Below are 18,303 nucleotides of genomic sequence, written 5' to 3'. Positions count from 1 at the left end.
AACTTATAGTGTTTTTGCGCCTTTATAGGCTGCTTTCCAATATGAATTGTTCATTTTTGCAATGCTGACTCCTTTTGATGAAGCGGCACTGATAAATTCTCCGTTTCCAATAAAAATACCAACATGATTGACGCCGGTTTTATTGGAAGAAGTATCAAAGAAGACTAGGTCGCCTTTTGATGGAGAGGATACCTTTAATCCTGTGTTTTTATAAAGCGATGCTGATGTACGTGGCAGTGTAATTCCTTGTTTCTTGTACACATAATAGATCAGCCCAGAGCAATCAAATCCTGATGTCGTTGTACCGCCCCATTTATATGGAGTACCAAGTAGTGATTTCGCATTTTTAATTAGGGTTGTATTGTTAACGTTGTATACGCCAAGTGCTTTAAAAGTTGCTGGACCTGCAATTCCATCTGCAGTAAGTCCTTTTGCTTTTTGGAATTTCTTCACGGCGGATGTTGTGTAGCTGCCATAATAGGTTGTGAATGAACCACTGTATGTAAAGTAACCTTTTATTTTCAACAGCTCTTGAAGCTGGCGATTATCGTTGCTTGTTGTAGCCGGTTTAAGTGTTTTATCTCCGATATTTGCAAAAGCATGAATTGGTGTAAGCATTAAAGCGGAAGCAATGGCAGCTGAAGCTATCCATTTTTTCATGTTGTATTGTCCCCCTCGAGATCTCTATTTCTATTTAACTATGACTTTACTATATTACAATATTTTAATGGATAAATTGGTTACATTTTCATTACAAATAATAGGTAAAAGGACCAAGGTAATAAGTTCCTGTATTTTAGATATTATGGGCTTATAACCAGATTTTTTTCTTGTGTATCCGTCAAAACTACTTGATTTTAAAATATTGCTGGAAGGTAAAGAAAATTTTTCCTAAATAATATTATTTAAGAAGGTATCCGTAAAATGTTGAAGATTGTTATAAAATTTCTATTGAATACGAACGCATATTCGCTTAAGATAAGGATAGAATAAAAAGGCGAACGTATATTCTTGTTGAGGTGGAAAAAATGGTGGATTATGAAAAGATGCCAAAGCAGTCGATTATGTGCATTGATATGAAAAGCTTTTATGCAAGTTGTACGGCTGTCATGCTCGGGATTGATCCCTTGGATTGTCATTTGGCGATTGTAGGAGATAAGCAGCGTACGGGCAGTGTGGTGCTGGCTGCTTCCCCAAGGTTGAAAAAGGATTTTGGAATTAAGACGGGTTCACGGATGTTTGAGATTCCCAATGATCCGCGGATTCTGGTAGAAGAGCCTAAAATGGCGACCTATATGCGGATATCAACCGAAATTACCCGCTTGTTTCACCGGTATGTTCCAATGGAAGCCATTCATGTCTACAGTGTAGATGAAAGCTTTATTCGAGTTGACGGAGCCACTTCGCTATGGGGAGATGCTCGTACGATTGCTGCGAAGATTAAAGATGAAATTGAACGGGAATTTCAACTTTCCTGTGCAATCGGCATTGGACCAAATATGTTATTGGCAAAGCTATGTCTAGATTTGGATGCTAAGCATACAGGGATTGCCGAATGGACGTACGAGGATGTACCGTCAAAGCTTTGGCCTGTTTCGCCCCTTAATAAAATGTGGGGGATTGGCGGCAGGCTCCAGAAAACCCTAAACGGAATGGGAATCTTTACGGTCAAACAGCTTGCACACTACAGTCTGGAAATGCTTGAAAAAAAATTCGGCGTCATGGGAAATCAACTGTATTACCATGCTTGGGGAATTGATCTCTCGGAAATAGGAGCACCGATTATGGAAGGGCAGGTTAGTTTTGGCAAGAGTCAAATTTTACTGCGGGATTATAAGGAAGAGAGGGAAATCAAACAGGTGATTCTGGAAATATGCGAGGAAGTGGCGAGACGAGCACGTACACACTCAAAAGCCGGGCGAACGATTAGTCTTGGGATTGGGTATAGTCAAGATGAATTCGGCGGCGGTTTTCAGCGCTCGAGATCCATTGATGACCCGACAAATATCACCATGGACTTATATAGGGTCTGCCTGCAGCTGTTTAAAGAAAATTACTGTGGTAAAACGGTACGGAGTATTGCAGTTACGCTTTCTAGTATCGTTGATGATAATGAAATGCAACTTAGTTTATTCGATAAATCGCGCTGGAAAAAACGAGAGCTGGGCTATACGGTTGACCGAATTCGCTCGAAATACGGCTCAAAAGCGTTACTGCGGGCTGTGTCATATACAGATGCAGGAACGGCTGTATACCGAAGTAAACTGCTCGGCGGACATAAGGCATAAAAGGAGGAGGATACACCATGCTGAAAGATCGTGGACGAATGAAATGGACAGCAATGATGCTGCCAGAACACGTTACAATGCTCCGGGAATGGGCGCATGAAGACTCCTATGAAAGTGAACGGCTGCTTGACGAACAACAGCTCGAAGAAATGAATATGACAATGGGAGAAGCAATGGAAACGGGAAAGACCGTGACGATTACGTATTATGAGCAGCGGCGTTATCAGCTGCTGATTGGCACTATCCACTACTATAATGAAACACAGCAAAAACTGCATGTCATCGACTGTTTTGAGCAGCCTCACTACATTGCCCTCAACAGGATGGTTGATATTCGGTTTACAGATTAGCTGGAGCAGGCTGAAAAGTTAACAGTGAGGAATACTTCCTTTATACTTAAGAAATTACAGGAGGTATGCATATGAAAATTGAATGGACAGAATCAGCTATTGAAAAGATAACAGAGAAGATTGCCGATAGAGAAGGTTATCTTCTATTGAAATATGATACAGAAGGTAACGGATGTGTAATGAACGGAGTAACAGCCTTATGGCTCATGGATGAACTTGATGAAAAGGAAGACATAGAAATCTCAACGAATCTCATGCCGGTGTATGTAGAAAAATCAAAGATGATATTTATGGATGACGAGTTGAAAATTGATTTCGTACCAGCAGTTAACAGCTTTCAGCTTAAAAGTCCTAATCAAATGTTGAATCCGCGGTTAAGCTTTATGAATCGTACGAAATAATGTCAAAGAGCGCCGGCCAAGAATTAGGCACGGCGCTATATTACAATACATACTGATCAATAAATTGCGAAACAACTTTTTCGTATTCCTCCGTGTTTTCAATATAGGACTGGGCATGTGCTCCACGGGGAGCGAGGTAGAGCTGCTTAGGTCCTAGCTTTAGCTCGTACAATTCTTTTGTCATGGATGGTGGAATAAAGGTATCCGGTTCGCTGTGAATAAAGAGAACTGGTTTTTTTATCTTTTGGATATGCTGTTGCGGTGAGACTTCACTTGTCCAGTAGCTGTCACGCAGCCGGATAAAGAATCGGCCGATAGGAAGAACGGTCCTGTGTGGAAACGGGATTTTTTCTTGAAGCTGATAGGTCAACAATTCTTCGAAATCTGAGAACGGACAGTCGGCAATGTAAAAATCGGCGCTGTCTTCAATCATTCCTGCGTAAAGCAGCATGCTGACGGCACCCATTGATTCTCCATGTATGCCAAGGATAAGATGATCTCCTTTTTGTTTCTTCAGTTCATCAATAACCGCTTTAAGATCATCTTTCTCATAATGACCATAGGAGCTAGTCTTTCCGCCTGACTCTCCATGACGGCGATGGTCATAAATGACCGCATTGAATCCTAATTTTAGAAAAAGGTTCATATATTTAATGGAATTGGTTTTGTTTTCAGTCACTCCATGGCAAATAATGACCCATTTATTATGTTGATAGGGTTCGACAAAAATGGCTTTAACCGTATAGCCTGCTGGAGAAAAGATAAGGTGCTCTGTTTGCGGCAACCTTGTAAAAGCAGCAAGATCAAGTCTCTTTGCCGTGATTTCACGGTTTTTAATAAAGTCATCTTCCTTTTTCTTCATGTACATAATTTGATTTGAAAAATAAACACCAATACCGACTGTATAAGCAGCCGTAAGGCCAGCAGCTGCTATCCACCATTTCTTCATGATGATCCTCCTGAAAAAAGTTATTTTACCTTATCCTACCATTTGAGAATCGAAACTCCAAATCGAGAAAAAGTGGTGAATCGTCTTACTGCTGCCATGATATAATAAAAGAATAGAAGGCAAGGAGGGGCGAAATATGAAGAAAAAACAACAACGGATACCGCAAAAAAAACAGGAAGACACGTCTCCAAAACTCGGTGATATGATTAATTCAGATATCCTAGCAAAACTTCGTGAAACACAAAAAGAACTATCGCAGGCAGAACAAGTAAAAAAAGAAGCTGAAGAAGAAAAAAAACGAGAAGAGCGTAGATTGCGCGAGAAAAACAAATCGTTTGAAGAGCTGCTTGGAGAGAGTAATTTAGACTGGAAAAAATATAAATAATCCTAAGATTGTAGAGAATTTTTCTCTGCAATTTTTTTGTTTGGGGGTAGTATATGTATAACGGTGGACCTATGAAGGCGGAAGGGAAAGATCGTGTTGAAAGTTACTGTTTAAATAAGGCTGTCGAGGTTTCTCGACAGCCTTAGGGCAGGTATTATTATTCCCTGTGTGCGGTATAGACGCTTTCCTTCGTTAGCTTTTTAAGAGCAGCAAGTTCTTCCTCCGTGAGTGGAAGGCTGCGGACAGCTTGGCAGTTTTCGCGAAGCTGTTCAACGGAGCTGGCTCCAGCAACTACAGTTGCGACCGATGGATGGGCAAGTACATATTGCAGGGCGGTTTCCGTAAGCGGCCGCGGCAGCGTTTCTTGAATAGTAGGAAGCAAGGCAGCCAATTCTTCATAGCTGTAATCAAGATAGCCCTTTTCTTTGACGTTGTTGGATGCTTTCGTCAACATTTTTTTGCTGAGAAGACCTTTAGCAACTGGGCCTCTGGCAATAAGGCTGATTTGGTTCTCTTCAAGCAGGTGCTGCCATTCCTCTGGCCGGCGATCAAGGAGACTATACTGCATCATGACTGCTTGAATAGCTGAGTCAGCTGCATATTTCTTGATCACATTGGGACGAATGGAAGAGATTCCGTAATAGCGAATCAAGCCTTCTTTTTTTAATTCCTCAAAAGCTGATATACTTTCTTCTATATTATCTTCAATCATTCCGCCATGAAGCTGGTAAAAATCGATATAATCCGTTCCGAGCCGGCTTAAGCTGTCCTTAACTGCGCTTTTGATGTAAGCAGCTGAGGCATCCCACTTCACGTTATCCTTCGCTTCATTCCAGCGATTTCCGACCTTCGTGGCAATGATCACTTCGTCTCGAACGTGTTTCAAAGCCTGACCTACGATTTTTTCATTGACACCAAAGTCATAAAGATCGGCCGTGTCAAAATAGTTGATGCCTTCTTCGAGAGCAGCAGAGATAATCGTTTCCGCGTGTGCAGCATCCTTACCAAGTGACATACAGCCGAGTCCAATTTCTGATACTTGGAGACTTGAATTTCCTAACTGACGTTTTTTCACAAACACTCACTCCTTTAATATGTATCTATACGTTCATTGTAAAGGAGTTTAGCGATACACTCAAAGAATTTGCCGTATATAAAGAAGATGAATCATGAATTTTGTGTATATTCAGAAAAATATAGAACAATCTATCAATAATAGTGTATTGATAGGAATGGAGAAGATAGATAAGATAAAAATAATTAGGGGAAAGGAGATTAGAAATGAAAAAATTATTCATGTTAATCGTATTCAGCCTTTTATTTACCTTCACACCGCTTGTACCACCTGCAGGTGCAGAAACAAATCCTTCAGTAAAGGGAAAAGAGACGATCCCAGTAAATATTATGTCTTATAATATTCATCATGGGGTAGGCACAGATAGTCAGCTTGATTTAGGGCGAATAGCCAATGTAATCAAAGAGAATGGGGCAGAAATCATCGGTTTACAGGAAGTTGATAAACATTATGGTGCTCGGAGTAACTTTGAGGACCAAACAAAAAAAATCGCGAAATTACTGGGCTACAATCACTATGTATATGGAGCGAATTTAAATTTGGATCCGAATATTGGGGATACAAAGCGAAGAGAATATGGGACAGCTATTATAAGTAAATACCCAATTATTAAATCAACGAATACATTTCTCACTAGTGTAGGTGAACAGCGCGGACTGCTGCATGCGACAGTCAATGTAAAAGGATATCATGTTCAAATCTACAATACACATTTAGGCTTGGATGAAGCGAGCAGAACCACCCAGATTGAAGAGATTATCACAGAGAGCAATAAATTTGAAGGACCATCTGTTTTAATGGGAGATTTTAATACAACACCCGAAACGGCTGAAATCCAGAAGCTTTTAACTGGATCTAAATTTATCGATAGTTTTTCTGGAATAGATGACCCCTATACGTTTCCAGTCCCAAACCCGATTAAGCAAATTGACTATATTTTCACCAGTGATTTTATAAACATTGCGAATCAACGAGTATTATTCACAGAAGCCTCTGATCACTTGCCAATCATTACAACAATTGAATTGAGTAAAGTTAAAACGGTTTCCTACCAAGGAACCGTTTTTTACTTATTTTGGATGATATAATTAGTAGAACGTCATAGAAAAGGTGATATCCATGTATGCAAAATTTATGAATCTATCCTTTCAAACGCGGTTAATGATTTTTTTTATTATTTCAGCTTTCGTTCCTCTTATTGTATTAGGGGTGTTCACCTACCAAAAGTCTTCTGAACTTTCTAAAGAACAAGTCAGTCAACAGGTTCTTGAGGGAATGACCCAAATTAATCGCAATCTTACATTTTTTAATCAAGATATCCAGCAGCTGAGTCATTTTATTTACCGCAGTGAAATTGTCCAGAATGCGTTGGAAAAACCAAAAACGAGAAGTGAGAAAGAAAAATATCAAGATTTTATACAAGTAAGAGAGCTGCTGAGTACGTTAACCGATTCAAAAAATTGGGATCTGGATATTTACTTAATTGGTTTAAATGATGATAGATATTTCACTGGTGAATATTTGTCCAAACAGTATGATCAGTATATGGAGAATTGGGGGATATTTCGTAAAGTTAAAGCAGCCAATGGCGCATTGGTTTGGGAAACGAATTACACGATTCGGAAAGTTGATGCCAATGAAGTGGTACTTAGTGCGGGACAACTGCTAAAGGAGCCTTCGACAGGCAAGCCTCTTGGCTATTTAATCATCGATATAACAGAATCAGATATTTCTAGAATCTACCAACAGGAAGAGAGCCAGTTTTCGCAGAATATGTTTTTACTAGATGAAGGAGGATACGTAATCTCAAGTTATCCGAGTAAATCAACAGTTGGGCTTAAATTTCAACATTCGTCGACAGAAACAGTTCTTGCCAATGAAAAAGGATTTACCAAAACAACTTTTCAAGACGAACCGTCTATTATGGTTTACGATACGGGACTCGAAACACAATATAAAATGGTAACTTTTATCCCGGAAGATGAAGTGATTGAGAAAAATAAGATATTTGGATATGTAACGATTAGTTTACTTATTATTGGTTTAATAATTGGCCTTTGGCTAGCCTACTTTTTTGCAAAAACACTGACTAATCCAATAAATAAATTAATTCATTTAATGGAAAAGGTAGAGAAGGGCGATCTGTCTGTTCGGTTTCATTTTAAATATTCAGATGAAATTGGGAATTTAGGAAATCGCTTTAATCATATGCTGACACAAATGAATACCTTAATCCATGAAAGCGTTGAAAAACAGACTAGGTTAACAGAGGCGGAGTTACATACATTACGAGCACAAATCAATCCCCACTTTTTATACAATACTCTCGAAACAATCAGCACAATCTCTAAATTAAGAGGCGTGAAAATTGTCAGTGATATTTCTCTAGCATTAGGAAAAATTTTTCGTTTTTCAATAAATAAGGATAAGGAGTTTGTCAAATTAGAGGAAGAGGTTGAACTACTAAGACATTATTTATTTATTCAGGAAGTTCGTTTTGAGGATAAGATAATCGTTACGATTGATATGGAAGAAGAAGCAGGGAAATGTATGATTCCAGTTCTTTTAATTCAGCCGTTGGTGGAGAACGCTCTATCTCATGGATTGGAATTAAAAGAAACACAGGGACATCTACAGATCAACATTTATTGTATTAAGAAAACGCTCTGGATAAAAATACAAGATGACGGGTTAGGTATGTCAGAGGATAGAATCCAAGAAGTTCTGAATGAGAAGGAGACCATCCAAAATCAAAGACCAGGCGTGGGATTAGCCAATGTTAGGAAGAGGCTGAACCTGTACTATGGTGCAGAATATGGGCTCACCATTAAAAGTCAGGAAAATAAAGGTACGATCATTACCTTGAAGCTGCCTGAAACCAAAGAGGGGGAGTGAATACGTGATCAAGTTAGTAATTGCTGATGATGAAAGGCTTATACGAGAAGGGATCAAGTATGGCATTGAGTGGGACAGGCTCGGAATTGAAATTGTAGGAGAAGCAGCTACCGGAAGAGAAGCGCTGGAAATGATAGAGAAACATCAGCCGCATCTGTTATTTACTGATATCAGAATGCCAGGTTTGAATGGACTAGAATTAATCAAACATGCCAATCAAGCAAAAAAGAATATTAAAACGATTATCCTATCTGGCTACAATGATTTTTCATATGCGCAGGATGCAATTAAGTTAGGAGTGAAGGATTTTTTATTAAAGCCATTAGATGATCAGGAGCTGTACATAACCATTAAAAGAGTCGTAGAAGAAATTAACGAGGAACAAATTGCGGGTCTTGAAAAAGAAAAAAGAAAAATCGATGAGTTTGTTAAAGACCTATCCAACGAGATTCCGCAGTCTTTAGAAAACTTAATGAAACAATATTCTCGTTATTTCTTAGTGGTATGGGAATCTGCCGCGGGAATGACTCCTGAAAAGATTCTTACTGGTAACGGTTTGCAAAATGTGTACGGTCAAAATGAAAAAAACCTTGGTTATTTTATTGGTTTTGAAGAGCAGGAAGCAGCTAGTTTAGAAGCCATTCATCAACAATTTATAAAGTCATCATTTATTGGAGGTGCGAGCGACTATTCTTCTGATTTCTCAGTCATAGCTAAGCTCTATGCCCAAGCGCAGCTAGCAAAAGATCATTATAAATCACTGGGCCAAGAGGGGTGTTTAAAATTCAGTGAGTTAGCAGGAAATATAGATATAACGGATATTATTCAGTATATTACCCATCATTACCATAAGGCGCTTACTCTTCATGATTTGGCATCAAGTATCTATATATCGGATAGCTATTTTAGTCGAATTTTCAAAGAGAAAACAGGAAAGAAATTTATCGATTATCTAACCGAGATACGTATCGATAAAGCCAAACAGCTGCTTGAACATACCGATTTAAAAACAAATGAAGTGAGTAGCAGCGTTGGTTATCCAAATGCAAGATACTTCAGTCAAATTTTCAAAAGGTATACAGGGTTTGTTCCCTCGGAATTTAAAAAGAAGAGCTTGAAGCATGAAAATATTTAAACATTTCGGAAATTTTGGTTTATTGTTATTTACCCTCGTTTTTATATACTGAAAATAGATTTTAAAGGGGGATTGACTATGAAAAAAAATATCCTGTTAACTTGGATCATAGCGCTCGTTTTTATACTAGCTGCCTGCTCCGAGGACACAAGCAGTAATGACGATGGAACGAAATCGACCAGCAAGAAAGTTACGGTATATTCTCCGCATGAAACAACCTTGATTAATCCTATTATTAAAGAGTTTCAAGAAGTAACAGGGATCACTGTTGAGCTGGTAACTGGCGGAAGCGGTGAACTTCTCAATCGAATTAAGGCTGAATCAGGCAAACCATTAGGAGATGTACTATGGGGCGGAGGTGCTGAATCTCTGGAAGCTTTTAAAGAGAACTTTGAACCATTTGAAGTGAGTGAAAGCGAAAATATATTAGATGTGTACAAGAGTTCTGATAATAGTTGGACAGGTTTTTCAGCGTTGCCGATGGTCATTATGTATAACAAAGATATGGTAAAAGAAACAGATGTGCCAGATTCATGGGAATCCTTACTGGATGCGAAGTGGAAAGGGAAAATTGCGTATGCGGATCCCGCTAAATCAGGCTCATCCTTTACACAATTGGTCACCATCCTTAAAGCAAAAGGGGACGCAGGAGAAGAAGGCTGGAGTTTTGTTAAAAAGCTGCAAAAAAATATGGACGGCAAAGTTTTAAGCAGCTCTAGTATGGCTCCAAAAGGTGTAGCGGATGGGGAGTTCCCGATTGGCCTTACGCATGAACAAGGGGCATATCAATATATTACGGGCGGAGCAAATGTTGGGGTATCTTATCCTACAGAAGGAACTTCAGCAGTACCGGATGGGATGGCGATTATCAAGGGAGCCAAAAACGTAGACAATGCACAGCAATTAATGAACTTCCTTGCCGGAAAAGATGTGCAGGAAATGCTGGTAAAAGAATTTAATCGCCGTTCAGTAAGAACCGATGTAGAACCCCCAGAGGGACTGATTAAAACAACAGATATTAAATTGGTCGATTATGACCTTGAGTGGGCATCTAGTAATCAAACAGATATTTTAGGGAAGTTCCAAGATATTTTAATTGGAAAGTAAGTAAAGAGTGATACTTGACTGGGAGTATTAAACAGAAGGGAAACCTTCTATTTAATACTTCTATTCACTTCATAAAAGGATGTGTCAAAATGACAAAGGTGAGAATAGAAAACGTGTCTAAGTACTTTGGTGAAGTAAAAGGAGTAGACAATGCAGATCTTACAATAGAAGATGGTGAATTTTTCACCTTACTCGGTCCAAGCGGCTGCGGTAAAACAACCTTACTGCGAACCTTAGCAGGATTTTATCAACAAGAAGAAGGAAATGTCTATTTCGGTGATCAATGTATAAATGATTTGCCCACTTACAAGAGAAATATCGGGATGGTTTTCCAAAGTTATTCGATTTTCCCCCACTTAACGGTTTTTGAGAATGTTGCTTATGGGTTGAAGGCTCGGAAGGTAAATAAAATCCAAATGAAAGAAAGAGTCCTAGAGGCGTTAAGAATGGTTGAACTTGAGGATTATCAAGATCGTCAGCCTGCTTTATTAAGCGGCGGGCAGCAGCAGAGGATTGCCTTAGCAAGAGCGGTTGTTATCCATCCAGGAATACTCCTAATGGATGAACCTCTATCTAATTTGGATGCAAAGCTTCGTTTAAAGATGAGGGCGGACATTCGTGATCTGCAAAAGAAACTAAATATTACAACGATTTATGTTACGCATGATCAAGAAGAGGCATTAGCCGTTTCAGATCGAATTGCCGTTCTGAAAAAGGGGAAAATTCAACAAATCGGCAAGCCTCATGAAATCTATTTAAGTCCTGTTAACCAGTTTGTTGCCAACTTTATTGGTTCAACTAACTTCCTAACAGCCAGGATAAGTGAAGATGTAAACAAAGGATCCATTGTTACGGTTGCCAATAAAGAATATCCGATTGTGTTAAAGAAACCATACAGCGGTCCTGCTGTTTATTCGGTGAGGCCGGAGCAAATTAAAATAAAGCGAACTAGCAGCGCCGGACCCTTTGTAAAAGGAGTCATTGTAGAGGCTACCTTTTTAGGGGAAAAAGTTGAGTACAACGTTCAACTAAATAATACGACAGAAATCATTCAGGTAAATGAACACGCGGTTCATTATGATTTATTAATGAATAAAGGAGAGCATGTAGAGCTGTATTTGAATCCTGAAGAAGCCGTTCTGTTTAGTGAAGATGGGGAGGAGGTTTTAAACATCCATGACAACTACTCGAGCACTGTCTACGAGCCGGTTTAAACTTAGATGGAATTCCTGGGATATTATCACGATTATAGCGTTTATCTTTATTATTCTTTTTATGGTGTACCCATTATTCAATATTTTTCTCAACAGTTTTTTCTACGAAGGGTCGTTTAATTTCTCGCATTATAAGGACTTTTTCACGTTAAAGTATTATTACAGCTCATTGACCAATAGTTTACTAGTCTGTGGACTAGCGACAATCTTCGCTATCTGTATTGGTTTCCCAATGGCCTATTTATTAACTAGATTTGATCTTCCATTTAAGAAGACCATCCATATTTTAATTATATTGACGTTACTGTCACCCCCTTTTATTGGTGCGTATTCTTGGATTTTAATCCTTGGGAATAATGGGTTTCTTACGAATTTTTTACATAGTATCGGCTTAAATACGCCGTCCATTTATGGATTGCATGGTATGATCTGGGTATTTACTGTTCAATTTTATCCGCATATTTATTTGTACGTTTCAGGAGCCTTAAAGACGATGGACAGCTCTCTTGAAGAAGCTTCGGAAAGTTTAGGGAGCAATAAGCTGAGAAAACTGCGCACCGTTACGCTTCCGTTGATCTTCCCAACCTTATCTACAGGAGCCTTAATGGTGTTTATGGCCTCTTTTGCAGATTTCGGTACACCCATGTTATTGGGTCAAGGAATCAAGTTGCTGCCCATTCTCGCTTATGAACAATTTATCAATGAAATGGGATCAAATCCTGCGATGGCCAGTACATTAAGTATGATCCTGCTGTCTGTCAGCACGGGTATCTTGTTTTTACAGCGCTATCTCGTAACGAGGAAATCCTATTCAATGAGTTCCATGCGACCACCTAAGGTTATTAAATTAAGACCTCTTCAAAAATTCTTTGCCATGCTGTTTGTCTGGCTTGTATTGGCAGTTTCTTTAATTCCGCAAATCACTGTCATTACAACCTCTTTCCTGAAAACAAACGGCCCTGTGTTTACCAATCAATTTAGTTTAGATAGTTATCGAGAAGTACTGTTTAGAGTGCCTCAAGCGATTATTAATACATTCAGCTATTCGGCATTAGCCATTGTTTTTATGGTAATATCTGGACTACTCTTATCCTATATCGTGGTAAGAAGAAGCTCGAAAATCAGTGCACTGTTAGATACGCTGATCATGATTCCATATGTTATACCAGGTACGGTGTTAGGGATTAGTTTTATTGTAGCGTTTAATAAGCCACCGATTGAATTAACAGGAACCTGGATTATCCTGGTCATTGCTTATAGTATTAGAAAGCTGCCATATACGATGAGGTCAAGTACCGCCATCCTTTACCAAATTGACCGCAGTGTGGAGGAAGCGTCTATCAGCTTAGGCGTCCCGCCAATGAAAACATTCTTTAAAACTACAGCAATCCTCATGCTGCCTGGTGTATTGTCTGGAGCGATTCTAAGCTGGGTGACGACCATTAATGAACTGAGTTCGACGATTGTTCTTTATACAGGAGCTACTTCAACCATCACGGTTGCCATCTATTCACAAGTTTTTACGTCAAGCTACGGTACTGCAGCAGCGCTGGCTTCTATTTTGTCCTTAAGTACAATTGCTTCATTAATAATTGTGACAATTATTTCTGGAAAAAAGGGGATTCCAATTTAATAATCAGAAGGGAAGGCCTCTATGAAGAGAACGTTATTTATTAGCAGCATCATCGTGATTTTCTTAATAGGGATCTATCTATTCGGATTAAAACCAAAACCAGCCATACAATCGCAAGAGAATGGGAGCAGCACACTTACCATTTGGGTGTATTCTTCTATGCTGAGTAACCGTGTTGAAGAGTATAAGAAAGAAAACCCTGAAGTTGTGATCTTTATGAAAAAAATGAAATCTGCTGAACATTTAGTAGAGGAACTGAAACTAGCGAACTCATCAGGGAATACACCGGATATGGCGGAGATTCCCTCTCTACATGGAATCTTTCCATTCGTTGAGGACCAGTCTATTATGCCTGTTGATGAATATGTAGAAGAGGAATTCGCCGCAAGTTTAATAGAGGTGATCAAGGTCCGGTTTTCGACTAATGAAAACTTGTACGCCCTTCCGCTTGGATATGAAGTACCCATTCTTTACGTTAATCGTAATAAGTATAAAGATAAGCTGAACATCCAGACACTGCAGGATCTATGGGAGAAGTCGGATTCAAAAAAAATTATCTTAGCGGATGCTATGTATCCTTGGTATAAGTTGAATATGCTCCCTCCTGATCTCAGTGAAACGGATCAATCGAAGGACGAAGATCTGTTTTTTTCGGAATACTCATCAATGATGGCTTTAACTGATTTTGTGAATGGACATGCTGGCGTGTTGATTAGTTCTTCCAGTAAACTGCATCTACTGGAGAAATTGATAGGCAGCACATTTACATGGGAGCCTATGGCATTTCCGAGTTCCTCAGAACGGTTACTGGTCAATGGAAGCGGACTTTCGGTATTTCAAAACAGGGATGCGTCAAAAGAAACAATACAAAGCTTTTTCTCCTATGTACAAGAAAAGGATGTCATACTTAAAATGTCAGTGGAAGGAACGTTAATTCCTCCAATAAAGACTGTCGCTGAGTCCGAGCAATATATTAGTCATTTTCGGCAATATCCAGCTTATCAACTTAGCATCAAACAAAGCATAGGTAAACAGGGCTTTGATTTAACATCTGAGGACGAAAAGAGATGGAATCAAGTCACTGATGAATGAAGAGGTGACATTTATGAGAATACTAGTGAACTTTAGCGAAGGGAAATTGGGGAATCCTGAGAAATGTGAAGATTTATTTTTTTGTAATGACCATTTTGCCATGGTAGTGGACGGTGCAACCAATGTAACAGGAAAACTGATCCATGGAAAAGCACCTGGCCGGTTTGCCGCTGAGATCATTAAAGAGACAGTTAGTACCCTGCCACCACAAACGAATCTTGAGGAGATGCTGGAGGCAATTAATAAAAATATGCAGCAGGCTTATAATGAATATGACCTTATTCAAGAAATTGAAAAAGAGAGATGGATGGCACCGTCCGCAAGCCTGCTTGTTTATAGCAGCTTTTTTCATGAAGTCTGGCAGATCGGTGATTGCCAATTATTGATGAATGGTAAGCTATATAAAAATGAAAAGGAAATCGACAGCATTAGTGCAAATGCTAGATCCATGTACTTGGAAGCAGAAATGAAGAAGGGAAAAACGATAGACGAGCTGCTGGTCCATGATACGGGATGGGAATATATTCAGCCGCTTATTCAACAGCAATATTATTTGCAAAATGATTCAGCCAATCAATATGGATTTGCAGTCGTCAATGGGTATCCAATTGACCCTTCGGCTGTAAAAGTCATCAACGTACCTGCTGAAACCGAAGAACTCATTTTAGCTTCAGATGGATACCCCTTGCTAAAATCTACACTTGAGGAAACGGAAGAGTGTTTACGAAAAATACTACAAGAAGATCCCTTATGTTTTCGGCAATATAAATCGTCAAAAGGACTGATCAAAGGGAATCAGTCCTTTGATGATCGACTTTATTTAAAAATACGGATAAGGTGAAAGAAGACAGCCTTTGATGGCTGTCTTTTCAGTTTGTAGATAAAGAGGGGAGGTCATTCCGAACCTCACAGTTCTTAGAATGTACCTATTGATTGATTTCCTCCTGAATCTTTTCTTCATCCTTTTATGGTTAAACGTTACTATCATTCGAGCATTAATATATCTCTTGAGGGCATTTTGGTTTATTCCTTCATTGCCTCAAATTGTTGTTCGTTTGTCTAAAAGCTATTAGGTTATAGCATAACGAAACGATAATTTGTAAATAAGGTAATAATACAAAGAATGTTATAGAAGTGGTAAGTCCTTTGGGACAAATCCATAAAACGGGGTGGCAGAAATACCACGACGTTTTGGAGTGCGGGGATGGTCGCTAATCACTGTCTTATGGGAGAAATACCATGTGGCATATTGGTTAATATTCCGAAAGGGATAGCCTAAAAAGCTCAACCGTTACAACAGTAAGATAGGTCTTACTGAAAGGGGTCTGACTGGCTATAAAAATAATTAAAAGATTCTTACTCCTAAATGATTCACGAGACGTATTCAGACCGTAATTTCAATGACTTACAGTTTCCAACTGAAACCGATAAATCGGGTAGTAAGGTGGGTTTTCTATATTCTACCACTGGTCTTTTTAGAGACCTGTAGGGACTGTAACGAGAAAACGTGACGTGATGATTAACTTTAATGTACTAATGTGGGAAGTCGTACTGGGTTCTCTGTTTGTTTGGGTGGTACCAGACAAATAAAAGAATGCCAACGGTGGGAGCAGACCTGATTAGACTTTGAACTGAACTGCTGCGGTAGTGGTGAGGTGAACCTTATAAAACAAACGAGTGGTGTCGTGTTTTGGGTGGTCGAAAGGGAGAAGGGTTACGTTAAAATGGATGATGCTGTGGTGGCATCAAAATGTGTTTTTTTCAACTGGTTTAGCCTGACGGGGGACTTTCAGGCGTGGTAGCCTGGGGGAATGAAACCGAATGGCGGGAGCTATGTTCATTGTTTTTTAATCATCGGGAGGTGACGCGAAATGAGCGAGAAGTATTTAATAGGTAACTGGGTTAGTTTTGTTCAACAGATTCAACACCTAGTATCACGGGGATATATCAATACATTTAACAACCTGAACGGCTTGCCGTCTTGGGGAGGCATTGTTAGTCAAAAAATCAAGATGAAGGATCAACTTGTCAAGAAGATGAAAAAACAGCTGCCGCAAGAAAAGGTATATGTTTTTTCTAAGAAGATGATTATCAATACCAAACGTACGGCTGTAAAAGTTTTTTAGTTTCTATCTTTCGTTTCTTCGGTTTATGGTGAGTGATTATAATTAAGTGACTTCCTTATGGAAATTACTTTGATTGATACGCCAAACGAAAACGATAAAAAACCAAAAGACCACACCTTTTTTAAAATGTACCCTACAAGAGGACATTTTTCAAAGTGTCCGTCTTATAGGGTACATTTTATTTTGATCATTGGCTTTTTTTATTGCTCCTATTGCCCACATGATTGGTTAATAGGAGTTACAGAGTTCTTTAGTTTACAAATTTTGTGTGATTCGGACATGTCATCCTTTGTGTAGTAGTGGATTAGTGTATCTTTGATTCCTGTAGTTACATAATTTTTTCTGGTTATCTTTTTATTAATGGCCCCTTGAGTACCTATATATGCCAAAGAATCTGAATGGCCCTGTTGAGTACTATTTAACCATTCATTTTTAATGTACAAGTTTTTTACATCCTTGTCATAAACCCTATTTTTGTTCGCCTTCCATTGTTCCGAAGATATACTTTTTTTAGATATTGGTAATGGGTTGAATGTGTAAACACCACTAATGGATGGTATGATCGCACCACCATATTCAAACTTTGTCTTAGAGGTTAACCAATTTGCTGAACGGATATCTAAATACAGTTTAGTAGATACCCAGCCACCTAATGAATGTCCTGTAAGATAGAACTTATATTTTTTATCCTTATCCAGCTTCGCTTTAAAAATGTAATTCATATAGAGTTGAGCTTGGAAACTCTGACCACTGGTGGTGCTAGTAAGTGAATTTATAGCAGTTAAAACATCATTCGGATTATTTTTTTGAGTTCCTGCAAAGGCTATAATCACATTATTAGAACTTTTTTCCAATACAGCCATAGCTTTAAACCCTGTGCTCTGGAGTCCATAAATTCCCTTACCGTTAGCTGTTTTACCTATAGGATGGGTTTTGTCATTATCGATATCCAGTACATCAAGTACTTTAAATTTTGGTTCTGGATAATGTGCGTCGGTTAATTTTTTTTTCACTTTTTTTAGATTATCTGCATCATAAACGATTTCTGATAGTTTATGGTACAATCCATTATCCTTATCGCTGAATGCTGCTTTAGTAGTACTTACATTAAAATTGAAGAAAAATAAGATAATAACAATTGATAATAAGACTTGTATCTTTAATATTTTTTTCATTTGTCCACCTCTGATTTTTTTTTTTTTTTTTTGACACAAAACTACAGGTGGAAGAATACCCTCCACCTGTAAAACAGATTCAAAAGATTTTTAATGTGGTAGTTTACTCACACTCTGGAAATAAACCTAAAAACCTATATATCTGGTTAACTATTCTATTTATAACATCAATATAATACTTTTGCCATATATTTCGTTTGATTTGTTGCTAAATTAGTATTTTGGTAATTATTTTAGTGTTTGAAAGTTATGTTGGAATTATTTTTTTGAAAAGGGGAAGTAGATTAAAGGGTAATAAGTATGATTATGTTTTGTGATGGGCAGAATCTGTTGAAGGAGTTGACGGTATGATCGGATTTTCAGGTCCAGAAGATGAAGAATTAGAGGATTGTCCAGATTGTAATGGTAGTGGTTACGATTTTGGAGATGGTGGTCAATGTGATAATTGTGGTGGACTTGGTGAAGTCTAAGTGATGAT

The 18,303-nt window shown here is 38.5% G+C and carries 18 protein-coding genes; 14 read left to right on the top strand and 4 right to left on the bottom strand.

The window, feature by feature from the left end; genetic code table 11:
• Positions 1-3 precede the first annotated feature (3 nt).
• Positions 4-660, bottom strand: coding sequence for a C40 family peptidase (locus MHI18_RS05205; RefSeq protein ID WP_340846336.1), 657 nt, complete (start codon positions 658-660; stop codon positions 4-6).
• Positions 661-1,028: 368 nt separating this feature from the next.
• On the opposite strand from MHI18_RS05205, the gene MHI18_RS05200 reads away from it, so the two are divergent.
• The 3 genes from MHI18_RS05200 to MHI18_RS05190 all read left to right on the top strand — a co-directional run bounded on the left by MHI18_RS05200 (position 1,029) and on the right by MHI18_RS05190 (position 3,039).
• Positions 1,029-2,288 (top strand): Y-family DNA polymerase, encoded by a 1,260-nt coding sequence (locus MHI18_RS05200; protein ID WP_340846335.1) that lies wholly within the window; start codon positions 1,029-1,031, stop codon positions 2,286-2,288.
• 17 nt (positions 2,289-2,305) lie between these two features.
• Entirely contained in the window at positions 2,306-2,638 is a 333-nt protein-coding gene (locus MHI18_RS05195; protein WP_340846334.1) for a YolD-like family protein, read from the top strand.
• A gap of 71 nt (positions 2,639-2,709) precedes the next feature.
• Positions 2,710-3,039, top strand: coding sequence for an iron-sulfur cluster biosynthesis family protein (locus MHI18_RS05190; RefSeq protein ID WP_340846333.1), 330 nt, complete (start codon positions 2,710-2,712; stop codon positions 3,037-3,039).
• Between the two features lie 40 nt (positions 3,040-3,079).
• On the opposite strand, the gene MHI18_RS05185 is transcribed toward MHI18_RS05190, so the two are convergent.
• Positions 3,080-3,988 (bottom strand): alpha/beta hydrolase, encoded by a 909-nt coding sequence (locus MHI18_RS05185; protein WP_340846332.1) that lies wholly within the window; start codon positions 3,986-3,988, stop codon positions 3,080-3,082.
• Between the two features lie 136 nt (positions 3,989-4,124).
• Between MHI18_RS05185 and MHI18_RS05180 the strand changes: the two genes are divergently transcribed.
• Positions 4,125-4,373, top strand: a complete 249-nt coding sequence (locus MHI18_RS05180) for a YqkE family protein (RefSeq protein ID WP_340846331.1) — start codon at positions 4,125-4,127, stop codon at positions 4,371-4,373.
• A 157-nt stretch (positions 4,374-4,530) separates the two neighbouring features.
• On the opposite strand, the gene MHI18_RS05175 is transcribed toward MHI18_RS05180, so the two are convergent.
• Positions 4,531-5,448, bottom strand: a complete 918-nt coding sequence (locus MHI18_RS05175) for an aldo/keto reductase (RefSeq protein WP_340846330.1) — start codon at positions 5,446-5,448, stop codon at positions 4,531-4,533.
• 206 nt (positions 5,449-5,654) lie between these two features.
• Between MHI18_RS05175 and MHI18_RS05170 the strand changes: the two genes are divergently transcribed.
• From MHI18_RS05170 to MHI18_RS05130, 9 genes are all read left to right on the top strand, one after another.
• Positions 5,655-6,536, top strand: a complete 882-nt coding sequence (locus MHI18_RS05170; protein WP_340846329.1) for an endonuclease/exonuclease/phosphatase family protein — start codon at positions 5,655-5,657, stop codon at positions 6,534-6,536.
• A gap of 31 nt (positions 6,537-6,567) precedes the next feature.
• Positions 6,568-8,343, top strand: coding sequence for a cache domain-containing sensor histidine kinase (locus MHI18_RS05165; RefSeq protein WP_340846328.1), 1,776 nt, complete (start codon positions 6,568-6,570; stop codon positions 8,341-8,343).
• Between the two features lie 4 nt (positions 8,344-8,347).
• Positions 8,348-9,478 carry a response regulator transcription factor gene (locus MHI18_RS05160; RefSeq protein WP_340846327.1) on the top strand — a complete coding sequence of 377 codons (1,131 nt, stop codon included), beginning with the start codon at positions 8,348-8,350 and terminating at the stop codon, positions 9,476-9,478.
• A gap of 78 nt (positions 9,479-9,556) precedes the next feature.
• Entirely contained in the window at positions 9,557-10,585 is a 1,029-nt protein-coding gene (locus MHI18_RS05155; RefSeq protein ID WP_340846326.1) for an ABC transporter substrate-binding protein, read from the top strand.
• Between the two features lie 89 nt (positions 10,586-10,674).
• On the top strand, positions 10,675-11,799 hold the full coding sequence (locus MHI18_RS05150; protein WP_340846325.1) for an ABC transporter ATP-binding protein: 1,125 nt from the start codon (positions 10,675-10,677) through the stop codon (positions 11,797-11,799).
• Entirely contained in the window at positions 11,762-13,432 is a 1,671-nt protein-coding gene (locus tag MHI18_RS05145) for an ABC transporter permease (protein ID WP_340846324.1), read from the top strand. Before MHI18_RS05150 ends, MHI18_RS05145 begins: the two co-directional genes overlap by 38 nt.
• Positions 13,433-13,453: 21 nt before the next feature.
• The gene (locus MHI18_RS05140; protein ID WP_340846323.1) at positions 13,454-14,524 is read left to right on the top strand and encodes an extracellular solute-binding protein; all 1,071 of its coding nucleotides are present in this window, start codon (positions 13,454-13,456) and stop codon (positions 14,522-14,524) included.
• A gap of 13 nt (positions 14,525-14,537) precedes the next feature.
• Positions 14,538-15,365, top strand: coding sequence for a hypothetical protein (locus tag MHI18_RS05135; protein WP_340846322.1), 828 nt, complete (start codon positions 14,538-14,540; stop codon positions 15,363-15,365).
• A 1,030-nt stretch (positions 15,366-16,395) separates the two neighbouring features.
• A complete protein-coding gene (locus MHI18_RS05130; protein ID WP_340846321.1) occupies positions 16,396-16,650 on the top strand; it encodes a hypothetical protein in 255 nt (84 codons plus the stop codon).
• A 209-nt stretch (positions 16,651-16,859) separates the two neighbouring features.
• Here MHI18_RS05130 and MHI18_RS05125 read toward each other — a convergent pair whose 3' ends face one another.
• Complete coding sequence (locus tag MHI18_RS05125; RefSeq protein WP_340846320.1) at positions 16,860-17,825, bottom strand: hypothetical protein; 966 nt, start codon at positions 17,823-17,825, stop codon at positions 16,860-16,862.
• A 347-nt stretch (positions 17,826-18,172) separates the two neighbouring features.
• On the opposite strand from MHI18_RS05125, the gene MHI18_RS05120 reads away from it, so the two are divergent.
• On the top strand, positions 18,173-18,295 hold the full coding sequence (locus MHI18_RS05120) for a hypothetical protein (protein ID WP_340846319.1): 123 nt from the start codon (positions 18,173-18,175) through the stop codon (positions 18,293-18,295).
• Positions 18,296-18,303 lie beyond the last annotated feature (8 nt).

The sequence above is a fragment of the Peribacillus sp. FSL H8-0477 genome, from assembly GCF_038002765.1.
Classification (GTDB): Bacteria; Bacillota; Bacilli; order Bacillales; family DSM-1321; genus Peribacillus.
This window is presented reverse-complemented; position numbering and strand designations above follow the sequence as displayed.